Origin of the sequence: Winogradskyella sp. (genome assembly GCF_013213835.1) — a bacterium.
Classification (GTDB): domain Bacteria; phylum Bacteroidota; class Bacteroidia; order Flavobacteriales; family Flavobacteriaceae; genus Winogradskyella.
Genome location: NZ_JABSSU010000001.1, coordinates 282005 through 300761 on the forward strand (window position 1 = coordinate 282005; position 18757 = coordinate 300761).

General features: G+C 33.8%; 16 protein-coding genes. 4 read left to right on the plus strand and 12 right to left on the minus strand.

Annotation, left to right across the window (positions count from 1 at the left end):
- Window positions 1-35: 35 nt before the first annotated feature.
- The 8 genes from HRU50_RS01305 to HRU50_RS01340 form a co-directional block, all read right to left on the minus strand.
- Window positions 36-1442, minus strand: coding sequence for a tetratricopeptide repeat protein (locus HRU50_RS01305; protein WP_296347346.1), 1407 nt, complete (start codon window positions 1440-1442; stop codon window positions 36-38).
- A 143-nt stretch (window positions 1443-1585) separates the two neighbouring features.
- Complete coding sequence (locus tag HRU50_RS01310; protein WP_296347348.1) at window positions 1586-2764, minus strand: aspartate aminotransferase family protein; 1179 nt, start codon at window positions 2762-2764, stop codon at window positions 1586-1588.
- On the minus strand, window positions 2765-4576 hold the full coding sequence (locus HRU50_RS01315) for an OstA-like protein (RefSeq protein ID WP_296347350.1): 1812 nt from the start codon (window positions 4574-4576) through the stop codon (window positions 2765-2767).
- An 81-nt stretch (window positions 4577-4657) separates the two neighbouring features.
- Window positions 4658-5938 (minus strand): adenylosuccinate synthase, encoded by a 1281-nt coding sequence (locus tag HRU50_RS01320; RefSeq protein ID WP_296347352.1) that lies wholly within the window; start codon window positions 5936-5938, stop codon window positions 4658-4660.
- 13 nt (window positions 5939-5951) lie between these two features.
- Window positions 5952-6404 carry a Fur family transcriptional regulator gene (locus HRU50_RS01325; RefSeq protein WP_296347353.1) on the minus strand — a complete coding sequence of 151 codons (453 nt, stop codon included), beginning with the start codon at window positions 6402-6404 and terminating at the stop codon, window positions 5952-5954.
- Between the two features lie 105 nt (window positions 6405-6509).
- A complete protein-coding gene (locus tag HRU50_RS01330; protein WP_296347355.1) occupies window positions 6510-8717 on the minus strand; it encodes a RelA/SpoT family protein in 2208 nt (735 codons plus the stop codon).
- Window positions 8718-8773: 56 nt separating this feature from the next.
- Entirely contained in the window at window positions 8774-10006 is a 1233-nt protein-coding gene (locus HRU50_RS01335) for a M48 family metallopeptidase (protein WP_296347357.1), read from the minus strand.
- A gap of 80 nt (window positions 10007-10086) precedes the next feature.
- A complete protein-coding gene (locus HRU50_RS01340) occupies window positions 10087-10884 on the minus strand; it encodes an RNA methyltransferase (protein WP_296347359.1) in 798 nt (265 codons plus the stop codon).
- Window positions 10885-10955: 71 nt separating this feature from the next.
- On the opposite strand from HRU50_RS01340, the gene HRU50_RS01345 reads away from it, so the two are divergent.
- A complete protein-coding gene (locus HRU50_RS01345) occupies window positions 10956-11753 on the plus strand; it encodes a DUF6503 family protein (protein ID WP_296347361.1) in 798 nt (265 codons plus the stop codon).
- Between the two features lie 7 nt (window positions 11754-11760).
- On the opposite strand, the gene HRU50_RS01350 is transcribed toward HRU50_RS01345, so the two are convergent.
- Window positions 11761-12828 carry a DUF3810 domain-containing protein gene (locus HRU50_RS01350; RefSeq protein ID WP_296347364.1) on the minus strand — a complete coding sequence of 356 codons (1068 nt, stop codon included), beginning with the start codon at window positions 12826-12828 and terminating at the stop codon, window positions 11761-11763.
- A 128-nt stretch (window positions 12829-12956) separates the two neighbouring features.
- On the opposite strand from HRU50_RS01350, the gene HRU50_RS01355 reads away from it, so the two are divergent.
- Window positions 12957-14417 carry an aminoacyl-histidine dipeptidase gene (locus tag HRU50_RS01355; protein WP_296347366.1) on the plus strand — a complete coding sequence of 487 codons (1461 nt, stop codon included), beginning with the start codon at window positions 12957-12959 and terminating at the stop codon, window positions 14415-14417.
- A 69-nt stretch (window positions 14418-14486) separates the two neighbouring features.
- Here HRU50_RS01355 and HRU50_RS01360 read toward each other — a convergent pair whose 3' ends face one another.
- From HRU50_RS01360 to HRU50_RS01370, 3 genes are read right to left on the minus strand one after another with little or no spacing between them, the layout of a single operon-like run.
- Window positions 14487-15689: a peptidylprolyl isomerase gene (locus tag HRU50_RS01360; RefSeq protein WP_296347368.1), complete on the minus strand. Its 1203-nt coding sequence runs from the start codon at window positions 15687-15689 to the stop codon at window positions 14487-14489.
- On the minus strand, window positions 15682-16215 hold the full coding sequence (gene gldI, locus HRU50_RS01365; RefSeq protein WP_296347370.1) for a gliding motility-associated peptidyl-prolyl isomerase GldI: 534 nt from the start codon (window positions 16213-16215) through the stop codon (window positions 15682-15684). The genes HRU50_RS01360 and gldI overlap by 8 nt, the downstream gene beginning before the upstream one ends.
- 11 nt (window positions 16216-16226) lie before the next feature.
- Window positions 16227-17258 carry a bifunctional oligoribonuclease/PAP phosphatase NrnA gene (locus HRU50_RS01370; protein ID WP_296347372.1) on the minus strand — a complete coding sequence of 344 codons (1032 nt, stop codon included), beginning with the start codon at window positions 17256-17258 and terminating at the stop codon, window positions 16227-16229.
- A 246-nt stretch (window positions 17259-17504) separates the two neighbouring features.
- Between HRU50_RS01370 and HRU50_RS01375 the strand changes: the two genes are divergently transcribed.
- Window positions 17505-17924, plus strand: a complete 420-nt coding sequence (locus tag HRU50_RS01375; RefSeq protein WP_296347374.1) for a nucleoside-diphosphate kinase — start codon at window positions 17505-17507, stop codon at window positions 17922-17924.
- A 179-nt stretch (window positions 17925-18103) separates the two neighbouring features.
- On the plus strand, window positions 18104-18739 hold the full coding sequence (locus HRU50_RS01380; RefSeq protein ID WP_296347376.1) for a hypothetical protein: 636 nt from the start codon (window positions 18104-18106) through the stop codon (window positions 18737-18739).
- Window positions 18740-18757: the final 18 nt, after the last annotated feature.

Genomic DNA, 18757 nt, shown 5'->3' on the forward strand with positions numbered 1-18757 from the left:
AGGTAAGATTTTTTGATAGATAATAACTGAAACGCTTAGTTAGAAATCCTCTTAGACTCTGCTATTATGGTTCTAATCATTGGTCTTTCCATAAGTCTTGGAAATAATTCTGAAATAATAAAATTATAATCAAAATCTATTCGTAAACCATTTTTAAGGTGAAAACGTCCTTTATCCGATTCGTGAGTTTTAAAATACAAACCACCAAGTCTGTATTCAATTTCAGGGTTTTCTGGGTAAAATTCAGCGGCTTGAATTAAATTAAAGATTGCAGCATTATATTCACCCAGCGCAGTTAAAATATCAGATCTGTCTATCCAGGTTTCAAGTTCGTAATTACCTAATTCTAATGCACGTTTGTAACCTTGTTCAGCCTCCTCGAGGAAATTTAAGCGCTTATTTACTGTGGCAAAGAGTTTCCAATAAAGTACATTTTCACCATCAATATTAACCGCCTTATTAATATAGTGTAAAGCTTTTTGATAGTTTAAGCGTTTCATGTAAAACTTTGTGATAGCTATCCAACCTTTGTCTAAAAGAACATCTTCTTCCACGGTTTTTTTAAAAAATTGTAGTGCCAATTCTTCTTGGCCAATCTTTTCATAACAATGACCTATACGTAAAAGTGCGAATGAGGTTGGTTCGTCAATGGCAAGCGTAATTTTATAGTTTTCTATGGCTTCATCGTAAAGTTTTAATTTTTCTAAAACTTTGCCCTTTTCTAAATACGCATTAACAAAAGTATCATCAGATATAATTGCAAAGTCAAATGCGGCATTCGCTTTTGAGTATTCTTTTATGTTGAAGTATTGACGGCCTAATTGGTGCCATGCAACTTCACAATAAGGATTTTTATCTAAAAAATTGTTGAGGTATGTTATTGCTTCATCATTTTGATTTAAGAAATCATAGCAATACACAATATTATGCAAAGCAGAATAATCTGTATTATCAGTCTCTAAACATTTTTTGAAGTAGATTACGGCATTTTCAAATTGATCTAAGAATAAATATTCCATGCCAATTAAAGCAAACAAATCACTATCGTCTTCTGGAGTGCTAGAAATATCAACAGCTATAAGCAATGTGTTAATGGCTTCTTCATGTTTATCTTGTTTAGATAAAACATTTGCTTTTTGAATATATATTTCCTCATTATTAGGTTCTACATCATGTAGCATAGCCAAGATATCATCTGCCTCAGAAAATTTATTTTCAATTACTAATATTTCTACCTGAAACAATCTTAAGTTTACGGATGTGGGATGCTGAGCTAAACCTAATTTAATTGCTTTTTTAGCTAGAGCAATTTTACCATTTTCAAGATAGTGGTGGATAATATTTTCGAATTCACCAGAGTCGAAAAACAAGATGTCGTTTGTCTTTAACATCGACTCAAAACGAGTAAGAGGGAAGTTTTCGTCTTCGTGACTGTAATGCATAGAACGATTTAATAATTAACCTATTTAAAAGTACAGTTATACTTTAAAGATCTTGAAAAATTGGAGTAATGTTTTTAACAAATTAATTAACACGGCTTTGTTGTTGTAAGGTTTTGATAAATAGCGATTTAGACTTTTTTTATCTATTCAATAGAATCTAAAATTGAAGTGATAATTTGACAACCTTTGATGATTTCTTCCTTAGAAATTGTTAATGGAGGAGTTATTCTAATGGCTTTAGGCTCAAAAAGTAACCAGAATAAAATTAGACCTTGGTCTTGAGCTTTAAGTACTACTTTATTCGTAATTTCTGCATCAGAAGTTATAGCTGCAAGCATCAATCCTTTACCTCTAATTTCTTTGATATGTTGGTGCTTAAGGTGAGTTCTTATGAGTTCTTCTTTTTCTATAGCTTCAGTCATAAGATTAGATTCTGTAATCTCTTTTAGTGTGGCTAAAGCTGCTGCTGCAATAACAGGATTGCCACCAAATGTAGTGATGTGTCCCAGTTTAGGGTTGTCTTTAAGGCTGTCCATCATTTTTTTAGAAGCTGTAAATGCACCTATCGGTAATCCACCACCAAGGCCTTTACCAGTGACTACAATATCTGGTTGGCAATTGTAGTTTTCAAAACCAAAAAGTTTTCCTGTTCTGCCAATACCTGGCTGAATCTCGTCTAAAATAAAAACAGCACCTACGTCGTTACATCGTTTTTGTACCTTAGATAAGTAGTCATTATGCGGTTCAATAAACCCAGCACCACCTTGTATGGTTTCTAAAATTACAGCTGCAGTATTCTCAGTTATAGTGTTTAGACAGTACTCACAGTTAAAACTAATGTGATTAATATCTGGTATTAATGGGTAGAAAGGCTTTTTACGTTCTTCATAGTCCATTAAACTTAAAGATCCCATTGTATTGCCGTGATATGAGTTTTTAGCAGCAATAATTTCTGTTCTTCCTGTATATCGTCTTGCAAGTTTTAAACTGCCTTCTATGGCTTCTGTACCAGAATTTACCAAGTAAGTTGTTTCTAAAGGTTCAGGTAAGTGTTTTGCTATTAATTTAGTAAGCTCTAATGCTGGGTCTAAGATATATTCACCGTAAACCATGACATGTAGATACTTGTCTAATTGGGCTTTTGCCGCTTCAACTACTCTAGGATGCGAATGTCCTAAAGAACACGCAGAGACACCAGCTACAAAATCGAGATAGGCTTTTCCTTTTTTGTCATAAATGTAAGAACCCTTAGCATGACTAACTTCCATCGCTAAAGGATGCGGAGTTGTCTGTGCTTGATATATTAAAAAGTCGTCTTGCAATTATTCCTCCTTTTTAGGTTTTATAGGACCCAATTGTTTTGCTTTTTGAGTATTTGGTTTTATAGGTATTAGATTTGGCGCGTCATCCTTTTTAGGAAGATTTCTGGCTGCTTTATTAGGTTTATTTGGTGTGTCTTTTGCAGCTTCTTCAACACGTTCAGTGACACTATCGTCTACAAACTCTTCTGGCGGAACATAATCATCCAACCCTTTAATTTTTGGTAATTCTAAAGGAGGATCGTCTTTAAATAAATCTTCAACAGAAGTTGGGCGTTCTTCACCACGCCAATCAAATCCTCTAAGTCGTCGTGCACTTCTCGGGAAATCCGGTTCAGGGAAAATATTACCATCTATTTGATTAATAAACCTGACTTCATCAATCGCCTGCTCTAATATTTTAATATTTATACTTCCTGATTTAGATTTTTGAATACCGATGAGATCGTTTTCCTCATTACGCATGTAACGAATGGTTTCAGCATTCTTAATAATGTCCACGTTATACAGTTCGTTGTCTCTAAACAATCCAATTAATCGTTGCCCTTTTATTTGGTTGTAACCATTTTCACTTAAGGTATCTTTACTTACCAAAAATGCGTTGTTGAACACTTTAAGCGAATCTAATTTTTCAGTTTCAGGGTTAGATATTAAGTGAATGGTATCTCCAGTCATTTGATTACCAATATTCCAAAGCACTGGTTTTCTTGCAGTAGCAAAAGCATCTGTAGAGCTAAAACGCTCAAGATTAATGAGTTTTGTCAATCCTGTTTTATGATCTACATGAATAGAATCTGCTTTACCGGCCATATCGCTTTTATACATTCTTGCATTATAAAATGCCCTGGTAATTCTATTATCGTCTTTTCCGGTAACCATTAAAGTATCTGCATGCAAATAGATAGAGTCTCTTTCTTGCACTGTAATTGCCAAGGCACGTTTGGTAACGAATAGAGAATCTTTATCTCGCCAAACTTCTGCATAATGCCCTTTGATAACACCATTATTTATGGTGTCGGTTACTTTAATATTGTTGGTTGCAGAAGCAAAGCTTTTGTCTCTATCAAAATAGAGACTGTCACCTTCAATGATTCTATTGTCGTAGTGAATTTTTGCATTACGTTGAAAATTACCTTTATTAGTATTGGTATCATAAAAACCACGTTCGCAATAAATTCTTCTGTCTTGTCCAACTATAGTTGAAGGTCCAAATAAATACGCGTGACCATTATCTGGGAAAAAGTCGAGGCGTTCTGTGTTTAATGTATAATCAGGATTTATTAAAACTACATCTTTTGTAAACTGATACTTTTTAGCCGTCATATAATAGCGACCATTAACGCTTGTAATAGTTCCAGAAGAGTCTCTAACTACTTTACCATTTGTATTGTAATAAGCTAATTGACGTTGCCTATCAAAATGAAGTTTATCTGTAGTTAAGGTAGATTTTGGTTCGGTTAAAACAACATCACCTTGAGCAAAAGCAAGTTGCGTTTTACCGCTATACTCAACATATTTGGCCACCATATTAATGGTGTCACCTTGTTTTACCACAACATTGCTAAAAGCTTCTATGTAATCTTGGTCTTCGTAATATATGGCTTTATCGCACCACATATTAGCACCTTGGTGCACAAAATGTACTTGTTGAGAGTCATCTCTAAGAAAGACTTTAGCACCTTCTTCTATCTTAGGATCTGTATAGGCAATACCAGCATACTCAATGGTTATTTTTTGCTTTTGCTGAGAAAAACCAATGAGAGACAGGAAAAATAAAAATGTAAGTAACTGACTCTTTAAACTACTCAATGCCATAAGTTTTTTACAAAGTAACACGTATAGATTCGCTTTATTATGGATTAACAGTTTTTTTAACAGAATCAAGAAAAGGACTTTCTAGATTGTCTTTCTTACAATAGTTTGCTTTCGGTCAGGACCAACAGAAACAATAGTAATAGGAATATTTAGTTGATCTTCCAAATACTCTACGTAATCATTGAACTCTTTTGGTAACTGAGAAGCTTCTGTCATTTCGGTTAAATCTTCTGACCAACCTTTAAGTTCTGTGTAAACTGGTGTGACGTTTTCAGCCTCAATATTGTATGGTAAATGTGTGATTTCTTCACCTTTATAATTGTACGACGTACAAACTTTTAAGGTATCAAAACCAGAAAGTACATCACCTTTCATCATTATTAATTGCGTTACTCCATTAACTTGGCAAGCATAACGTAAGGCTACTAAATCTAACCAACCACAACGTCTTCTGCGACCTGTAGTTGCGCCAAACTCATGACCTACACGACCCATAGTTTCTCCATCTTCATCAAATAATTCTGTAGGGAAAGGTCCCGAACCAACTCGAGTAGTGTAAGCTTTAAATATTCCGAATACATCACCTATTTGTCTTGGCGCAACACCTAAACCTGTGCAAGCACCAGCAGCAGTCGTATTAGAAGATGTTACAAAAGGATATGTGCCAAAATCTATATCGAGTAAAGAGCCTTGTGCACCTTCTGCCAGAATTGATTTTCCCTCAGTTTGTGATTGATGTATATACTCTTCAGAATCAATAAATTGAAGTGATTGTAACGTCTCAATAGCTGCGAAGAATTCTTCTTCAAGCTCTTTTAAATCATACTGAATATCCACGTTGTAGAAATCTATCATGGCTTCATGCTTATCAGCAAGCGCTCTATATTTTTCTTTCCAATCAGATAATTCAATATCACCAACTCTAATACCATTTCTACCTGTTTTGTCCATGTAAGTTGGGCCAATACCTTTTAAAGTAGAACCAATTTTAGCTTTTCCTTTTGAAGCTTCACTAGCTGCATCAAGCAAACGATGCGTTGGCAAAATAATATGAGCTTTACGAGAAATGATTAATGATGTTTTATAATCAACATTTTGCTCATCTAATTTATCCAATTCTTTTTTAAAAATGACTGGATCTATCACCACTCCGTTTCCTACAAGGTTCACAGTGTTGTCATGAAAAATACCAGAAGGAATAGTATGTAATACATGCTTTTGACCGTTAAAAACTAAGGTGTGACCTGCATTTGGTCCTCCTTGAAATCGGGCAATAATATCATATTTTGAGGTAAATACATCAACAATTTTTCCTTTGCCTTCGTCTCCCCATTGAAGTCCTAGTAGTAAATCTACTGCCATTTTTTAAAGTAAATTAGTCGTCTTTTTTACGATTACCGTAAAAGTAAAGTGAATGATTAGTTATTTGAATATCAAAAACCTCTTCTATGGTTTTTTTGATAGATTGAATGCGTGGATCACAAAACTCAATAACCTCTCCGCTATCGGTAAGAATAACATGATCATGTTGTTTGTCGAAATACGATTTTTCGTAATGTGCTTGGTTTTGACCAAACTGATGTTTGCGCACTAAAGCACACTCTAAAAGTAATTCGATAGTGTTGTAAAGTGTAGCACGACTTACACGATAGTTTTTATTTTTCATTTTGATGTATAAAGATTCGATATCAAAATGTTCTTCACTATCATAGATTTCTTGAAGTATAGCGTAACGCTCAGGTGTTTTCCTGTGTCCCTTATCTTCTAAGAATTGTGTAAAAACGCGTTTTACAATTTCTTGGTTACTTTCTTGTGTTTCTGCATTCATAATTAAAGGTGCAAATTTACATAAAAATATAGGATTAAAGCGATTTAATTACCGTTTAAGCTTTAAAGAAATGAACAAGTTTTCAAAAGTCTCAGTTTACTTCCACTAGATACGGGTAACTTTATCAATACCGTTAATCTTTTTCAACTTATCCATAAGCTTTTTAAGCATGGTTTGATTTTTAACTTCAACTGTTATCTTTCCATTAAAAAGTCCGTCATCACTAGAAAAACTTATACTTTTCATGTTTACATTTAGGTTGCCAGAAATGAGTTTTGTAATGTCATTCACCAAACCTAAATTATCGATTCCGGACAGTTTTATTTGAGAAGTAAAGGTTCTTTGGGTAGAATCTATCCACTTCGCTGACATAATTCTGTAAGCATAGTTAGATTGTAAGCTCACAGCATTTGGACAATTCTTTTTATGAACTTTTATACCATCATTTATGGTAACAAAGCCAAATACTTTATCACCTGGTATTGGATTACAACAATTTGCCAACGTATAGTTGAGTCGCTCTTCTTCTTTACCAAAAACAATCATGTCTAAATTAGACGTGATTTCATCTTTATCAATATCCTTAGGTACGTCAGGTTTTCGGATTTTATTCTTTATATAACTCACAAAAGCATTACTACGTGATGATGCAAATGCTTTCAACTTGGTATTATCTATGGTGCCTATACCAACGCGATAAAATAAATCTAATGACGTACTAAGTCTAAAATAGTTGACTAATTCGTTAACTGATTTCTCGTTGAGAGTAATCTTAAGTTGTTTCAGTTTGCGTCTTAATATTTCTTTACCTTCTTCAGCAATTTCCTTAGTATGCGCATTTAAGGCAGATTTAATCTTGCTTCTAGCTCTAGCTGTAGTTGCATAGTCTAGCCAGTTGGCATTAGGTTTGGCATTGTCTGAAGTTAAAATTTCAACGCGATCACCACTTTGTAACTCATGACTCAACGGTACTAATTTGCCGTTAACTTTTGCGCCACGAGTTCTCATACCAACTTCAGTATGAATACTAAAAGCAAAATCTAAAGGTGTTGCTCCTTTAGGTAGCGATTTTAAATCTCCTTTTGGTGAAAAGACAAAAATCTCTTTAGAATATAGGTTGAGTTTAAACTGCTCAACAAAATCTACTGCATTAGCTTCATTATTTTCTAAGGCTTCTTGAAGACGATTTATCCAAAGGTCTAAACTGTCTTCTTTTTCGTTTTCGTTTTTGTATTTGTAGTGTGCTGCATAACCTTTTTCAGCGATTTCATTCATACGTTCACTACGAATTTGCACTTCAACAAAGCGACTTTTTGGTCCAACTACAGTAATATGAAGAGCTTCGTAACCTGTTGATTTTGGTGACGAAATCCAGTCTCGTAAACGTGTCGGATTTGGTGTAAAGTGATCTGTAACTATTGAATAAATTTTCCAAGCCAAAAACTTTTCGTTCGCGATATCGGATTTATAAATGATACGAATTGCAAACTTGTCATAAACTTCCTCAAAGGTTACACCTTGTTTTTGCATTTTACGACGAATACTGAAAATAGATTTTGGTCGTCCTTTTATTTCGTAGTTAAGGTTCTCTTTGTTTAAAGAGTTCTTCAAGACTTTTGAGAAATCTCGAATATAAGCGTCTTGTTCCTCTTTACTTTCTTGCATTTTACCTAAAATGTCATTGTAAACTTCAGGTTCTGTATATTTTAATCCAAGATCTTCGAGTTCAGTTTTAATATTATAGAGTCCAATTCTGTGTGCTAATGGCGCATAGATGTAAAGCGTTTCTGAAGCAATTTTTACTTGCTTATCTGCTCGCATAGAATCCATAGTTTGCATATTATGCAAGCGATCGGCAATTTTTATAATAATTACGCGAACATCTTCATTAAGTGTCAGCAACATTTTGCGGAAGTTCTCTGCTTGTAGAGATACATCCATATCCTTTTTTAAAGAAGATATTTTTGTAAGACCATCAACAATACGAGCAACAGTTTCACCAAAAAGGCGCTCCATATCTGCTATGGTATAATCTGGATTATCTTCAACAACATCATGAAGCAATGCTGCAGCAATAGAAGTGGCGTCTAGTCCAATTTCTTGGGCAACAATTTTAGCGACCGCGATAGGATGAAAGATATAAGCCTCGCCAGATTTACGGCGCTGTTCTTTATGAGCATCAACAGCCACATCAAATGCATGACGAATCAATTTTTTGTCATCTGTACTTAATGTCTGATAGCTTACTTTTAGTAATTCTTTGTAAGCTTTGGCAATGGCTTTATTCTCTAGTTCTATAGCTTCTTCCGTCATAAGAACTAAAATAAACAAACTCTATGAAATGGGCAATGCGATTTGGTATGAAATAATTACTTTCTCAAATTCCTAACTCTATCTAATAAAGTTGGATGTGAATAATGCATAAATACATAGGCTTTATGAGGTGTTAAATTACTTAAGCTATTTTTAGAAAGTTTTTTTAAAGAGGAAATTAAAGGTTCTGCTTTGTAAGTATCTTTAGCATAATCATCTGCTTGATATTCGAAAACTCGTGAGACGTAATTCATAATTAATCCCGTAATTTCTGAAATAGGAGAGTAGAGCAATCCAAAGGCAATTAAACCGACATGAAAACTAGGTTTTTCTACACCAATAGCATTAGATAATAATGGATTAGAAATAAATATGGATAGAATATAAAAGGTTAATCCGGTAAGTAAGATTGATGTTGTTAGATTAAAAATGATGTGCTTGCGTTTATAATGTCCAACTTCGTGAGCAAGTACAGCAACAATTTCATCATCATCTAAATCATTCACTAAGGTATCGTATAGTGTAACACGTTTTTCGCTTCCAAAACCAGAAAAATAAGCATTGGCTTTTGTACTTCGTTTAGAACCATCAATAACAAAAATTTTGCTCAGACTAAAACCTACAGATTTTGCATATTCTGATATTTTGTTTCTTAATTCACCTTCTTCTAAAGGTGTTTGTTTGTTAAACATTGGGACAATAAGTCTAGAATAAAACATATTCATAAATACTGTGAATAGTGTTACAATTCCCCATGCGTATAGCCAGAATTTCTCACTTGTAACTTGATAAAACCATATGATTACAGATATGATAATGCCACCAAGAATAGCCATCATTAAAAAGCCTTTTAGTTTATCTAGAATAAAGGTTTTTCGGGTTGTTTTATTGAATCCAAATTGCTCTTCAATCACGAAGGTTTTGTAGTAGGCAAAAGGTGTAGTTATAATATCGCTTGCGAACATGATAATTCCAAAGAATATTAAAGCCATAACAATCGGGTTTTCTGTGTAGCTGCGTGCAATATTGTCTACATATTCAAATCCATCTAAAAACAAGAAAGCTAAGGTTAATACAATTGAAAATAGGGAAGACCATATTCCAAATCTATAGTTGGTCGCTTTATATTTTTGAGATTTTTGATATTCGTCAACATCATAAACATCATTCAATTCTTTAGGAATTTTGTCATTAAAGTGTTTGGCATTAATAGCATTAAGAACTTTATCTTTTATAAAGTTAATTACTATGATAGCTATAATGATGTAGAATAAAGTTTCTGCGGACATATTGATTCAATTTCCAATTAAGTTAAATTCCAAATCACAAAACTAATGTATTGAAATTTGTTTTTAGGGTATTGATTATTTTAGAAAAAATTTCGTTGCCGTTTAGCTTCAAAAATAAGAATTCCTGCGGCTACAGAAACATTCATAGAGTCAATAACACCTTGCATTGGTATGCTAATATTTTGTGTTGCAGCATCTCGCCATTGTTGCGTTAAACCTGTTGCCTCAGTGCCAACAACTATTGCTGTTGGTAAGGTGTAATCTTGTGTGTGATAAGGTTCAGATTCTTGAAGAATCGCAGAAAAAATATTGAAATTATATTTCTTTAAAAATGCAATAGCATCTTCAGTGCTTGCTATTGCGATCTCAGTAGTAAAAACACAACCTACACTAGAGCGAATAATATTAGGATTGTATAAATCTGCCTTTGGGTTGGCAATAATCACAGCATCAACATTAGCTGCATCTGCCGTACGCAACAAGGCGCCTACGTTTCCTGGTTTTTCGGGTGCTTCAGCTACTAAAATTAAGGGGTTTTTAGATGTTAATCTCAATGCTTCAAGTTCATGAGTTTTGCAATTGACAACAGCAATAACACCTTCTGTAGTATCTCGATGTGCTAATTTTTGAAATACCTCTTTTGAGATTTCTATTATTTCAATACCATAGCGGCTCATAGCCTTTGCCTCACTTTCAGAAAATAAATCAGGGAAAAACAATAAGGTATTAATTTGATAACCACCTTTTATGGCTAACGACAATTCGCGTTTACCTTCAATTAAAAATTCACCTGATTTTTTGCGATATTTTGATTTTTCTTTAAGTAGAAAAAGTTGTTTAATTAATGGGTTTTGAGGACTTGAAATAATTTTATTCATAATTAAAACAAAAGTAATGTAATTTTGAAAGACTTATATCGTCTCAGAATGTTCAATTTAAAATCGTAATTATGAAAAAAATAGTTTTAATTCTTAGTGTTTTAATGGTTACAGCGTGCAAAAATCAACAGGAAGTTGAATCTACAATAATGAATAAAAACCTTTCTAAAGAAGATGTCACTACTAGTATTTATCCTGAGGATGTGACTAAAGTCTTTAATGCTCATGGCGGTATTGATAAATGGAATACAATGAAAACATTGTCTTTCACTATGGAAAAAGCCAATGGAAAAGAGGTCACCACTACAAACTTAAAAACAAGATCAGAACGTATTGAGACGCCAACTTATACATTAGGTTATGATGGAAAGAATATATGGGTTAGTGCAAAGGATGGTAATGAATATAAAGGTAATGCAAGGTTTTATAAAGGATTAATGATGTATTTCTATGCTATGCCATTTATTATTGGAGATGATGGAATTACATATGAGACAGCTGAGCCTTTAACTTTTGAAGACAGAACATATCCTGGGATTTTAATTTCTTATGAAGCAGGAATTGGGGAGTCGCCAGATGATCAGTATATAATTTATTACGATGAAGCTACAGGACAAATGGAATGGTTAGCATATACTGTAACGTTCGGAAAGAATGAAAAAAGTAAAGATTTTCATTTTATACGTTATAATAATTGGCAAGATATTAAAGGATTGAAACTGCCAAAGAGTATAGATTGGTATAGTTATGAGAATAATCAACCAATTGCTAAAAATGGAACCACTGATTTTTTAGAAGTTAAACTACTAGAAGAAGCACCAAATAAAGAGATTTTTATGATGGAAGAAGGAGATATGCTTATAAAGTAAATACCAACTACAGATCTTTTTCTTTATAATAGTTTACTAAAAGCGCGACAACATAGCTGTAACTTTTCATACCACCAGTTTGGTTGTTACTTTTTAAGAACGTATCATAAGTTGTTTCAAAAATGGGTTCAATGGGGTTTTCGTAAGAATCCCAAAAAGCTCTGACTTCTGCATAGTTTTTTAAGATACCTTTATTTATGGTTTTTAAGGTTTCTCTGTAGAGTTCTTGATCCCTTTTGTAAATCTCATTTAGACAATAACGCAAACCAAATGTGTATCCTGAATATTTGAAATATTTATCAGGATTATGAACCGAAGCTAAACAACCAAAAAAGTTAGCTTCGTTCTCGGCTGCGTAACCTATTTGATGTGCCACCTCATGACACGACGTCGTTGGAAATTTATAAACCGGAATTAATCCATCAACTTGAGCTTCGTTTGTAAAAGGGTTTAAATAGCCAGAAAACCCCATGTACGTCAACGGAATACTGTAAATAGATTTTTTGAGGCTAACAGGTTCATATTTTAGATGAGGATATGTTTTTGATAATTCAGTGTAACCATTTTTAACCATGCTAAATACTTCTGATTTGCTACAGGGTAAGATGACTTTAAGCGTATCATTTTTAGTAATTTCAAGATGAATAGCATTAGACTTTTTAATTAGTCTGTTTGTAAAAGCAACTAATTCTTCTGTGGTATATTCAGCATTAATATTTAAAGATTCATTTAAAGGTAATCTGTAATAGTTAAAAGCCCAAAGTACATGAAATGTAAGGTAAGCCAATGACATTGTAGCACCAATGTCTAACAACCAATTTATGGTGTCTTTAAGGATGCGTTTTCTATTGATAATAAACCATCTAATCGCGTAGATTCCGGCAAACGTGTAAAACATATCACCAACAGAAAACGGCAACCAACCAAAAGCATATCTCGACAGTTTTGATATAAATATATAGATGCCATTGCTGTAGAAGTCTTCCACGAATTGAGGATATTTCTTTAGAATATTAATGACAAGAATCTGTACACCAAGAAATAAGGTGATCAGTAATTTTTTGTTTTTCAGCATATACCAAAAATAACGAAAAGCGAGCTATTAAGAATATGGATTCCTACTTAAAAATCCTTTTACAATTCGTAATTTTGTTGAAAGATGAATTATTAACAATTAAATCACCACATTGCGGTATTAACTATATGAGCGAAGAAATTAGAGCACTAGAGCCAAAGGCGCTTTGGAATAAATTTGCAGATTTAAATGCTGTCCCAAGACCTTCTAAAAAAGAGGAGCGTGTCATAAAATTCATGAAAGATTTTGGTGAAAATCTTGGTTTAGAAACTATTGAAGATGACATAGGAAATGTTATCATTAGAAAGCCTGCAACTCAAGGTATGGAGAACAGAAAGCCTATTGTAATGCAATCGCATTTAGATATGGTTCACCAAAAGAATAACGATACCGTTTTTGACTTTGATACGCAAGGTATAGACATGTTTGTGGATGGAGATTGGGTAAAAGCTAAAGGAACCACACTTGGGGCAGATAATGGTTTAGGTGTTGCAACAATAATGGCAATTTTAGAAAGTGATTCCATTGCGCATCCAGATTTAGAAGCACTATTTACCATTGATGAGGAAACAGGTATGACTGGTGCTATGGGATTAAAGGGTGGTTTACTGAACGGTGAAATCCTTTTAAACTTAGACACTGAAGAAGATGATGAAATTGGTGTAGGATGTGCTGGTGGTGTTGATATTACAGCTACTAGAACTTATACGGAAGCGTATGTAGATAAATCAGATAAGAAGGCCTACAAAATTGAAGTGAAAGGTTTGCAAGGCGGACATTCTGGTATGCAAATACATGAAGGGTTAGGAAATGCTAATAAAATCATGAACCGTTTACTTTATGCAGTAGTAGAAGATATAAGTATTGCTGAAATTGATGGTGGAAGCTTACGAAATGCAATCCCTAGAGAAAGTGTGGCAACTGTAGTTTTTAAGGCTGAAAAAGAAGAGATTCTTACAACATTGCTAACAGCATTATCAAATACAATAAAGAAAGAATTAAAGACTATGGAACCTGATCTAGTGGTAGAACTTTCCGAGGTCGATGTTCCAGCGGCTACAATGTCATTTGATGACCAAGAACAACTATTAAGAGTACTTTATGCTGCACATAATGGCGTATATCGAATGAGCCCAGACATTAAGGACTTAGTTGAGACGTCAAACAACATTGCTAGAGTTATTGTAAAAGATGGACATGTGAAAGTGGGATGTTTAACTCGTAGCTCGGTAGAATCTTCTAAAATGGATTTAGCAAACACATTAAGATCTACCTTCGAACTTGCTGGTTTTAGTGTTGAGTTATCTGGTGACTATCCAGGTTGGGCGCCAAATATGGATTCAGCAATATTGAAAGTAATGGTTCCAATTTATGAGCGCCTAAACAATGGTGAAAAACCGCATGTAGCCGCTTGTCATGCTGGTCTTGAATGTGGTATTTTAGGTCAAAATTATCCAAATATGGATATGATAAGTTTTGGACCTAATATAAAAGGAGCACATTCTCCAGATGAACGCGCTCAAATCTCTTCAGCTCAAAAGTATTGGAAATTTGTACTTGAGATTCTTGAGAATATACCTATAAAGTAATTTTAGGTAGTTATGGAGCATAAAAAAAGCAACTACTCGGTAGTTGCTTTTTTTATGTTATTGCACAATTTATTCCTTAATACTTTCGATTTCTATATCAAATACTAAGTTTGTTTTTGGTGGAATTACAGGTGCTCGACCTCTATCACCATAACCTAAATAATAAGGGATAAACACTCTAGCTTTATCACCGACTTTCATATTTAACATCGCTTCTCTAAAACCTGCCACTAAACTTGCAGTTTCATTGTAAGGCATATCAAATGGGGCATATCTACCGGCTTTATCCTGTCTTTCATCATATTTGCCGTTTTGTTCTGCCACTTCTTTCCAAGTTGTCCAAAATAGTGTGCCATCCTCAAAATACCCAGCGCAATCAATATTTACGCGTTGTGCAGAATTTGGTTTTACACCATTACTTTCATTGGTAAATATCATGGCCATACCTGTAGGAGAGTCTATGCGACGTCCACTTAAAGATTCGTTCTTTTTTAACCAATCATTTTTAGCCTTTTCAGCTAATGCCTTAGCTTCTGCTTGAGCTTCATTTCTCATAGCCTTAAAGTACTCTTCAACTTGTGGCATTTCTTCCTCAAAAACTTTTGGCGCATCAAAGAATTTAGCGTCTTTTCCTATTCTAATTATATTAAGATCGGTAATTATGACATCTTCAACTGGTTTATTTCTTGCTCCAACTTTCACATTTGATATAGAATCTTGAACTTCTACGCCTATTACTAGTTTTCCAAAAACGGAGTGGCAACTTACACCAGGTTGGTCACAAGGTTTTAAATTACCGCTGTCATCATAATAATTACCTCTTGGGTAAGGTCTTTCTGTGATGAAAAATTGGCTTCCATTGGTACTTATACCACCAGAATTTGCCATTGAGAGAATTCCTGGTGTATCGTGTTTTAAATCTTTGTCAAAGTCGGCTGTGAATCGATAACCTGCGGTACCCATTCCGTTACCTAAAGGATCCCCACCTTGTATCATAAACTTATCCATAACTCTATGAAATATGATACTATCGTAAAATGGTTTTCCTTGGTATTTTTCCTCTGCCATTGGATGATTGCCTTCTGCTAAAGCAACAAAATTTGCGACAGTTACAGGAACTTTATCATAATAAAGCTCAGCCACCATAGTACCTTTTGTTGTTATTATTTCTGCATAAAGTCCATCTTGTAAATCAGGATACTTTTTTTCTTGGCATGAGATATTTACTAATACCAAACATACAACTATTGCTGTAATCGCTTTTTTAATCATTTTCTTGTTTTATTGTATTTAATGTTACTTCGCATATTAGTGGAACGTTTGTTCCTATTTTGTCATCATCTCCATAATAGCCAAAGGCCTTTTGAGATGGAAAAATAAACGTAATACTCTCTTCAGGTTTCATGAGTTTTAAACCTTCTCTTAAACCTGTAAAAAGCTCTTGCTTATCCATAACATATGATTTTGATTTAGTTGGGTAAATCAAATTACCATCTAAATCTAAAACATTGAATTGGAAATCTATAAGGTCACCAAATTTTGGTTTCAAAGTGTCATTATCAATTTTAGTATTGTAATAATACCAAAACCCGCTTTCTGAAGCGATATAGTTTTTTTCAGGATTGTCTTTTATGATTTGTTGAATGCGCTGTCGTTCTTTTTCGTTCAACTTTCTGTTACGTTCAGCAGACTCCTTAAGAAAAGAACCAGATTGTACCGATTCTGGTAACCTCGCTTCTGGGGACTTACAGCCAAGTAGTATTAACGCAAAAAGAAATAGTATCAGTAGGTTTTTCATATTCAATACAATTATTGTCCTTTTTGGGTTGCAGACAATTCATCTTTATATTGTGGTAATATACTAATAAATTTCTCAACAGTTTCTTCTAGACTCGTTTCACTACGACCACCAGCGGCATTATCATGTCCACCTCCATTAAAATGTGTTCTAGAAAACTGGTTTACTGAGAAAGAACCCTTACTTCGTAATGAGATTTTGATAATATTGTCTTGCTTGTTTTCTATAAAGATGGCTGCAAAAATGATACCTTTTAGCGATAAACCATAGTTTACAAAACCTTCAGTATCTCCTTTCTTAAAATTGAACTGATCTAATTCTTCTTGTGATAAGGTAATATAAGTTGTCTGTAACTCTGGAATGACCTTTAAATTCTGCATAGCGCGACCAAGCAGTTGCAAACGACTGTAGCTATTAGTGTCAAATACATTATTATGTATTTGAGCATTGCTAGCACCTTTACGCATTAGTTGGCTTACAACTTCATGAGTACGGCTTGTTGTAGAAGGAAACCTAAAAGAACCAGTATCTGTCATAATACCTGTATACAAACAAGAAGCAATATCAGTATCTATCTTGTCAGTGTCATTTAACATCTCTATGAAGTTGTACACCATTTCACATGTTGAGGACATACTAACGTCAGAATAGGTGTATGTCGCATAATCATCTGGTTGTTGATGATGGTCTATCATTATTTTTATGGCTTCAGAATTTTCTAAAATTGAAGCCATTTCACCAGTGCGATGGAAAGCGTTAAAATCTAAAGTAAACAACAGGTCAGCTTTAGTTATTAATGCATCACATGTTTCTATATCAGATTCATAAACTTTAACTGTATCATCACCTGGCAACCATTTCAAAAAATCAGGATAATCATTTGGCGCAACAACAGTAGCATCATGATTGTACTTTTTTAGGTAGTGATATAATCCTAAAGTTGAGCCCATAGCATCGCCATCTGGATTTTTATGCGGAACAATTACAATATTCTGAGGTGTGCTCAGTAGTTCTTTAATCTCGTTGATTTGAGTTTCAATCATAGAAGGCGAATTTACGATTTTCAAAGGTTTTGAAAAGATTTTTAATATGAAATTAAGAATCTCATGATATATAAGAAAAGCATGAAGATAGCGCTAAGTGTGACATTGGTAAGCGACTATGTCAGACCTAATTGTTGTAACATTAATTTAATAACGACCAAGCTTGATAAATTAAAGAAATGAATTACTTTTGCATCCGGATTCGCAGAAGCGTTTTGCAAAAGCGAAAAAATTAAAAATTTACACATGGCAACTAACAGAACATTCACAATGTTAAAGCCAGATGCTGTTGAAAAAGGACACATTGGCGCAATATTAGAAAAAATTACGGCTTCAGGTTTTAGAATCGTAGCAATGAAATTAACTCAAATGACTAAAGCTGATGCTGAAGAGTTTTATGGTATACATAAAGAACGTCCATTTTTTGGAGAGCTTGTAGAGTATATGACTCGCGGACCAATAGTAGCAGCTATCTTAGAAAAGGAAAATGCAGTTGAAGACTTTAGAACTTTAATTGGAGCAACAAATCCTGCTGACGCTGCTGAAGGAACGATCCGTAAGATGTATGCAGATTCTATTAGCGAAAATGCTGTTCATGGAAGTGACAGTGATGATAATGCTGCTATTGAAGGTGCTTTCCATTTTTCAGGAAGAGAGATGTTTTAAGTAACAGATTTATCAAAATATATAAAAGACCATCATTTCTGATGGTCTTTTTTTTTGCTTAAAAACGACATAATCTTATGCAAATTACAATTCATCATATAAAACATACAATTCGGTAATTACCTTTTTCTAAATGATTACTTCTGGTAGATATTTGTATCAAATAAAATCATCAAAAAATGAACACAGTAGTAAAAATAGCAGTAATCGTAATTTTAAATTTAGTAAATGCGAATATCCAAGCACAGACAAAATTTGAAAAAGGAATGTCTAAAGCTTTCCAATTATGGGATGCCAATAAATGGGATGAAGCTGAAAACATGTTTGAGCGTATTTCTAAGGCAGACGAAGACAAATGGTTACCTCATTATTACATCGCTCAATTGAACAGTATTAAAAGTTGGAACACCAAAGACGAAACTATTCTCAAAGCACAATTAGATAAAGCACAAGATCATTTAGATATAGCAATTTCTAAAAGTGAAAACAATGCAGAGTTGTTAGTATTACAAGCAAGAGTTTACACCAATTGGATTGCTTATGATGGCATGACATACGGAATGAAATATGCGGCAAAAGTAACTGAATTGTATAATAAGGCATTAGCATTAGATTCAGAAAATCCAAGAGTGGTTTACAGTAAAGCGGAATGGGAAATGGGAAGTGCTAAGTATTTTGGTAAAGACACTGCACCTTATTGTCAAGAAATTGAAGATGCCATTGAACTTTTTGATAACTTTAAGCCAGAGAGTAAATTTCATCCTAAATGGGGAAAAGAACAAGCTCAGCAGATTGTAGATAACTGTAAAGCTTAATGTCATATAAAGTTAAAA